We start from the raw sequence: 6,000 nt of genomic DNA, 5'->3' as shown, positions 1-6,000 counted from the left end.
GCTTGAGCGGCAGCTGCGGGCGGTACTTCAAGGTCTTGAACAGCGATTCGGCGTATGGGTTGTCGTTGCTCACCGCGGGGCGGCTGCGGCTGTGTGCCACGCCCAAGCGCTGCATGGTGGCCAGCATCGTTTCGCCCTTCATCGGACTGCCGTTGTCCGAATGCACTGTGACCTGATCCGCACCAACGCCCTGGCGCCGACAGATGTCCTCCAGCAGCGCTGCAGCCCGCTCGGCGCTCTCGCAATCGAAGACCTGCCAGCCCACCACCTTGCGGCTGAAGATGTCCACGAACAGGTACAGGTAGAAGAACAGGCCGCGCACCTGGGTGGGCAAGTAGGTGATGTCCCAACAGTAGATCTGGTCGGGCCTTCTCGCCACCAAGGCGCGGGGTTTGCTGCGCTTTTGCGGCACGCGTTCAAGGCGGCGGTGAGCCAGTTGCCCAGCCTGACGCAGCAGCCTGTACAGGGTTGACTCGCTCGCCACGTACATGCCCTTGTCAGCCAGACGGGGCACGATCTGGCTGGGTGGCAGGTCCTTGAACTCCTCACTGTTGAGCACAGCCAGAGCCGCCAGGCGTTCAGCGTCGCTCAGTTTGTTGGGCGGGCAGTTATGACTGCGTTGATCAGGGGTGCGCCTGTCGCCCACATACAGCGCATTTTTTCCAGCATCCACCCAGCGCTGCACAGTGCGTGCGGCCAGCCCGATGATCTCGCAGGCCCTGTGCAAGCGGGCGCCAGCGATGCAAGCTTCGGCGATCAGCTCCAGCACGGTGGCGCGTTGTGCGAGGGTGCTCATGTGTCCTCGCCCTGCGATTTCAGAACCAAGGCCTGGAACTTTTTTTGAAGGATCAGCAAAGCGGCGGCCTCGGCCAGCGCGCGGTCCTTGCGGCGCACCTCGCGCTCCAGCTGGTCGTGCCGGCCTTGCAACTCGCGCAGCGCAGTGTTGGCCAGGCGTTGCTCAGCGGCGCTGGCAGCAGCGGGTTGCGTCGATGCGCAAAAGGCTTCGCGCCACTGGATCAGCTGGTGCTCGAATAAGCCCTTCTCGCGGCACCAGGCGTGCAGCGCCGGCCCCACCAGGGTGTGGCTTTCGTTCAAGGCCAACAGCCGCTGAACAGGGCTCCACTGGGCTGCGGGCGTATCGCTGGGCAGCGTTGGCGCATGCGCCAACGCTGCCCCCACAGGGCGCGATCTCTTGAGCCAGCCCTTGAGCGTTCCCAGTGGCATGTTCAGCTCAGTGGCCACCGATTCCAAGGTGCGCGAGCCGCGCGTGCGGACCTTGCTCAATGCCTGCTCTATGAACTCTGGCGAATGTTGATTCTTTTGCATGTTGTGTCGCTTTGGCGCGGATCATCCGCGTGAAAAGGGAGGCGACAACTAGTCTGACGCAGGGGGTCTGCGACGAGCAGCGCACCCAGTGCGCCGAGATCGCCCAGCCCAGCGGGTCCTGATGCAACCGCACGTCCGAGCTGACAACTTCAAACTCATCGCGACAGCCACAGAGACCCCCCATGACCAAACCCGATGAACGAACCCGTGCATTGCGCCAAGCATGTATCTTCGGAGAATTTCGGACACGTGTCGGACACGGCGGATCCAGAAAGCAAAAAAGTCAGCGGGCGCTAACCTGCTGACTTTTGATTGACTTGGCTCCCCGACCTGGACATGAACCAGGGACCTGCGGATTAACAGTAGGTATAAACCGGTGACGGCACCCCAGAATTCCGGACTTTTCAAAACTAGAGGTACGGTTCGTCAGTTGCACTGATGCGTCTCAGTCAAGAACGGTTTGTGCAATGTGAATCAGCCCCGGCTGTAGGCCAGTCCGGAGGCCACGCCGCCGAACAGATCGCCCTCGACCAGGGCCACGCCTGGAAACTCGGCCTGCAGGGCGCGCTGGAACGGGCGCAGGGCCGACGAACCGCCGGTGAGGTAGATCGCGTCCAGCGCGCTGTCGGACAGGCCGGCGCGCTGCACGCATGTGCGTGCGCAGGCCACGGTGCGCGCCAGCAGGGCCGCCAGGTGGCCCTGCAGAACGGCGGTCTCCAGCGGTGCCTGCAAGCCGGGCTCGACGATCGACAAGTCGATCTGCGTGCCGGCGTCGTGCTGCGAACAGCGGATCTTGGCCTGCTCCACCTCGTGCGCGATGTGGTGGCCGTGGCGGTGCCTGAGCACCTCCATCAGCCGCGCGTGCAGCCGCAGGTCGTTGTAGTTCACGCGCAGCGCCTGCGCCTGGCTGATCGCCCGCGGCAGGTACTGCCAGTGGATCAGGTGCCAGGTGGCGAGGTCAAAGAACACGCGGCTCGGCACCTCGCGCTGCTGTGGCCCGAGGTGGCGGTAGCCCAGCAGCGGCATGACCTGCTCCAGGCTCAGCTTCTGGTCAAAGTCGGTGCCGCCGATGTGCACGCCGCTGGTGGCCAGCACGTCGCCGCTGCGGTCGGCCAGGGTCATGCGCTCGGGGCCCAGGCGCACCACGGTGAAGTCCGAGGTGCCACCGCCCAGGTCCACCACCAGCACCAGGCTCTCGCGCGAGAGGCGGCGCTCGTGGTCCAGCGCCGCGGCGATCGGCTCCAGCTGGAAGCTCACCTGCTCGAAACCCACGGCCTGCGCCGCTTCCAGCAGCGAGCGCTGCGCCAGCGCGTCGCGCTCGGGGTCGTCGTCCACAAAGTGCACCGGCCGCCCCATCACCACGCGCGTGGGCGCCGCGCCCACCGCCTGCGCCGCGCGCTCGCGCAGCTCGGCCAGAAAGGTGGCCACGATCTCCTGGTAGCTGATCTGCTGGTGGTTGACCTCGGTCTTCTCCAGCAGCAGCGGGCTGCCCAGCAGGCTCTTGAGCGAGCGCATCAGGCGGCCTTCGGTGCCCGCGAGGTACTGCGCCACCGCATCGCGGCCGAAGTGCGTGCGCCGGTCCTCGGCGTTGTAGAACACCGCGGTGGGCATGGACAGCGCCTCGCCCTCGAGCGGGATCAGGCGCGCCAGCCCACCTTCGGCGGCCCAGGAGACGGCGGAGTTGGAGGTGCCGAAATCGATGCCGAGCGTGGATGTGTGGCTTGAAGGTCCTTCTTCCATAGCCTTCGATCCTATCTCGGGCAAAAAGGAAGACATGGCTGGATGAGCGGCCCTCTACGCACCCGAAATGCTCAGCAGTGGACCGTGCTGCGTATTCCGTTGATCGTGACCGATGATTCCGGCATCGTGACCGCAGATTCCGGCGATCGTGACCGGGCATGGTGCTGCGCGGTTTAAATTGTAGGGTGTGCTGTTTTTTTGGGCAGCGATCTCCTTTCTCGGTGTTCGGTTTTGGTCGTTTTGCATTTATTCAAACGAGGCCCCTGCCAGGGCCGCCGGCAGGCATCCCCGGCTGTGCATGTATCCATGCATAGCCAGCAGGCGAGGACCTCCGTGCTAGGCCATGTCCGAGTCGGTGTTTCAGGCGGTCGCGGCCGCGCTGGTCTTTGTGGTGGTTTTTTTGCGCATCGAATCCCCCGTGAGCGTGAAGCGGTGGTGGTTTTGCATCAGCCGGTCCAGCATTGCGTCAGCGATCGTGGCGTCGCCTATCCACTCGTGCCAGTGTTCGATCGGTAGCTGACTGGTGATGATGGTGGCGCGCACGCTCGCACGGTCATCGATGATCTCCAGCAAATCAGCCCGGGTGCTTGCGTCCATGGCCGTCATGCCCCAGTCGTCCAGCAGCAGTACATCCGTGTTCTTGAGCGTCTCCAACCAGCGCGTGAAGGTGCCGTTGGCGTGGCGTATGCGCAGTTGCTCGCCCAGGCGCGGCACACGCTGGTAGTAGGCGCTTTGACCCCGCCTGCAGGCGTGTTGTGCCAAGGCACAGGCCAGCCAGGACTTGCCCGCACCCGTGGCTCCTGTGATCAGCACGGCGTGTCCCTGGGTCACCCATTCGCCCAGGGCTAGACTCATGACCGCGCTGCGCTCTATGCCCCTTGTGCGGCTGTCCATGTCCTCAATGGCGGCCTGCGGGTATTTGAGTTTGGCCAGTTTCAAGAGCCGCGCACAGCGCCGGTCCTGGCGGCCATGGACTTCGCGGTCAACCAAGAGCGCCAGGCGCTCCTCAAAGCTCATGGCGGTCATGCCGCTGGTCTGAAGCTGCTGCTCCAGTGCCTGCGCCATGGTCTCTAGGCGCAGGCTGCGCAGTTGGTTCAAGGTGGTGTTCATCATCATGGTGGGGTCTGTGCTGGTGTTGGTGTTGGTGTTTGTATTGACGGTGTCGGCGGTGCCGCGTCATTGGTAGTAGCTGGGGCCGCGCACATGGGCGTGTACAGGTGAATTCCACTCGGCGGCGCTGGTGCTGTGAACTTGGTCGCGTCCATTGGCCAGCATGTCCCGGATATGGGTGTATTTGCTGGAGCCCAAACTCAGCGCAATGGTGCACGCCACCTCCAGTCGAGGCTCACCATAGCGTTTGGACAAGGACAGCAGGCCCAGACACCCGCGGTAGGCGTGCTCGGGATGACGCTGGCGCTCCAGCATCTTCGTGACCACCCCAGCACAGGCCACGCCGATGCGCTCACCCCAAGCGATCAAGCGCTCAGGTGTCCACTGGGCGTGGGCTTGGTGGGCCAGCGGTAAATGCTCGATCACCGTCGTGTAACCCCCCTTGTGGGCGCAGCGCATGTGGCTGGCCACCCGCTCCCCCCCCGGTGCAAAACTTCGACGGCATGAGCGGTGATGCGCAGCTCCAGCGCCAAACCCACCAAGGCATGGGGCACGCTGTAGCGGTGGCCCTCGAACTCGATGTGGCTGTCGATGTGCACCCGCACCGTCTTGAAGCTGGCCCACTCCCAGGGCTGCGCGGGCAGCGCCGACAGTGCCGGGGCATCGATCTGGGCAAAGGCGCTGGAGCGGCTGCCGGGGAGCTTTTGAAACGGCTTGTTGTTCAGGCGCGTGAGCAGCGGCGCCATTGCGTCGTTGACCTCTTGCACCGAGGCAAAGCGTTGGTGGCGCAGGCACGCCAGAATCCAGCGCTGCACCAGCAGCACACTCAACTCGACCTTGGCTTTGTCTTGCGGGTGGTAGGCGCGAGCGGGCAGCACCGAGCAGCCATAGTGGCGGGCAAAGTCCAGCACGCTGTCGGTGAGCAGCGGCTCGTAGCGGTTGGCCACCGTGACCAGGGCGCGCGGGTTGTCGGGGACGATGAGCTGCGGCACGCCACCAAAGAAGCCGAGCGCACAGGCGGTTCCATGGAGCCAGTCGGCCGCCGTCTGGCGCTCTGTGGCCAGGCAAAAGCTGTATCCAGAAGCGGCCATGGTTGCCACGAAGATGTTGGCGCGTCCCACCAGAGCACCGTGCAGGGTCAAGGCGATGGTGGGGCCCGCGTAGTCGATGAACATCTTCTCGCCCGCGCGGTGGCTCTGACGCATGGAGCGCTTGAGGCGCTTGGCGAACTGGCGGTAGTTCTCGCTGAACTGGGAGTAGCGCAGGGCCTTGATGGGGTTCTCGGCGCAGTACTCATCGTCCACCCGGGCGCTGTACTCCTGCCACAGCAGCATGATGGTGACGCCCTTGCGGCGCAGCTCCTGGTGGATGCGCCCGTAATCCGGTCGGGCGAAGGTGGCGCCCACGCAGGAGCCGAACAAACGCCGCTCCAGATCGGTCTCGCTCATGGCCTGGACGGCGCTCCAGTCCAGGCCTGCCGTAGCGGCGAGGGAGCAGTATTTGGTGACGCTGCCTTTAGCGATGCCCAGAGCTGTGGCTATTTGTTGGTGGCTTTGGTCAGCGTTGAGTTTGAGACGCAGGACGTCTTTGAGTTTGCGCATGGTGATCCTTGGGGTGGGCATGTGACTCCAGACAAACTGCCAGAGGCTACAGACCCACCAAGTTGATTGACATGCGCAGCACCATGCCCACTGGGACATCGGTCACGATCACCGGAATCTACGGTCACAATGCCGGAATCTGTGATTTACCCCCCCCCCGGTCACGATCACCGGAATCGCTGGTCACGATGCCGGAATGTGCGGTCACGATGAAACGGAATAT

The 6,000-nt window shown here is 64.2% G+C and carries 4 protein-coding genes and 2 pseudogenes; all 6 read right to left on the bottom strand.

Annotated elements, in window-relative coordinates; all coding sequences use genetic code 11:
• Window positions 1-322, bottom strand: a 322-nt coding sequence (locus AC0GNR_RS13360; protein ID WP_472901434.1) for a transposase, incomplete at its 3' end; no start/stop codon positions are given.
• 128 nt (window positions 323-450) lie between these two features.
• Window positions 451-604 (bottom strand): annotated as a pseudogene (locus tag AC0GNR_RS13355) (helix-turn-helix domain-containing protein); the annotation flags it as partial.
• A 188-nt stretch (window positions 605-792) separates the two neighbouring features.
• Window positions 793-1,326 (bottom strand): transposase, encoded by a 534-nt coding sequence (locus AC0GNR_RS13350; RefSeq protein WP_472900371.1) that lies wholly within the window; start codon window positions 1,324-1,326, stop codon window positions 793-795.
• Window positions 1,327-1,800: 474 nt separating this feature from the next.
• Window positions 1,801-3,102, bottom strand: coding sequence for an Hsp70 family protein (locus AC0GNR_RS13345; protein ID WP_472901432.1), 1,302 nt, complete (start codon window positions 3,100-3,102; stop codon window positions 1,801-1,803).
• A 324-nt stretch (window positions 3,103-3,426) separates the two neighbouring features.
• Window positions 3,427-4,182 carry an IS21-like element helper ATPase IstB gene (gene istB / locus AC0GNR_RS13340; protein ID WP_472901431.1) on the bottom strand — a complete coding sequence of 252 codons (756 nt, stop codon included), beginning with the start codon at window positions 4,180-4,182 and terminating at the stop codon, window positions 3,427-3,429.
• A 60-nt stretch (window positions 4,183-4,242) separates the two neighbouring features.
• Window positions 4,243-5,798 (bottom strand): annotated as a pseudogene (istA, locus tag AC0GNR_RS13335) (IS21 family transposase).
• Between the last annotated feature and the right edge of the window lie 202 nt (window positions 5,799-6,000).

Source organism: Hydrogenophaga sp. LT287 (assembly GCF_055702805.1).
Note: the sequence above shows the minus strand (reverse complement) of the source record. Positions and strands in the feature narration are given on the sequence as shown.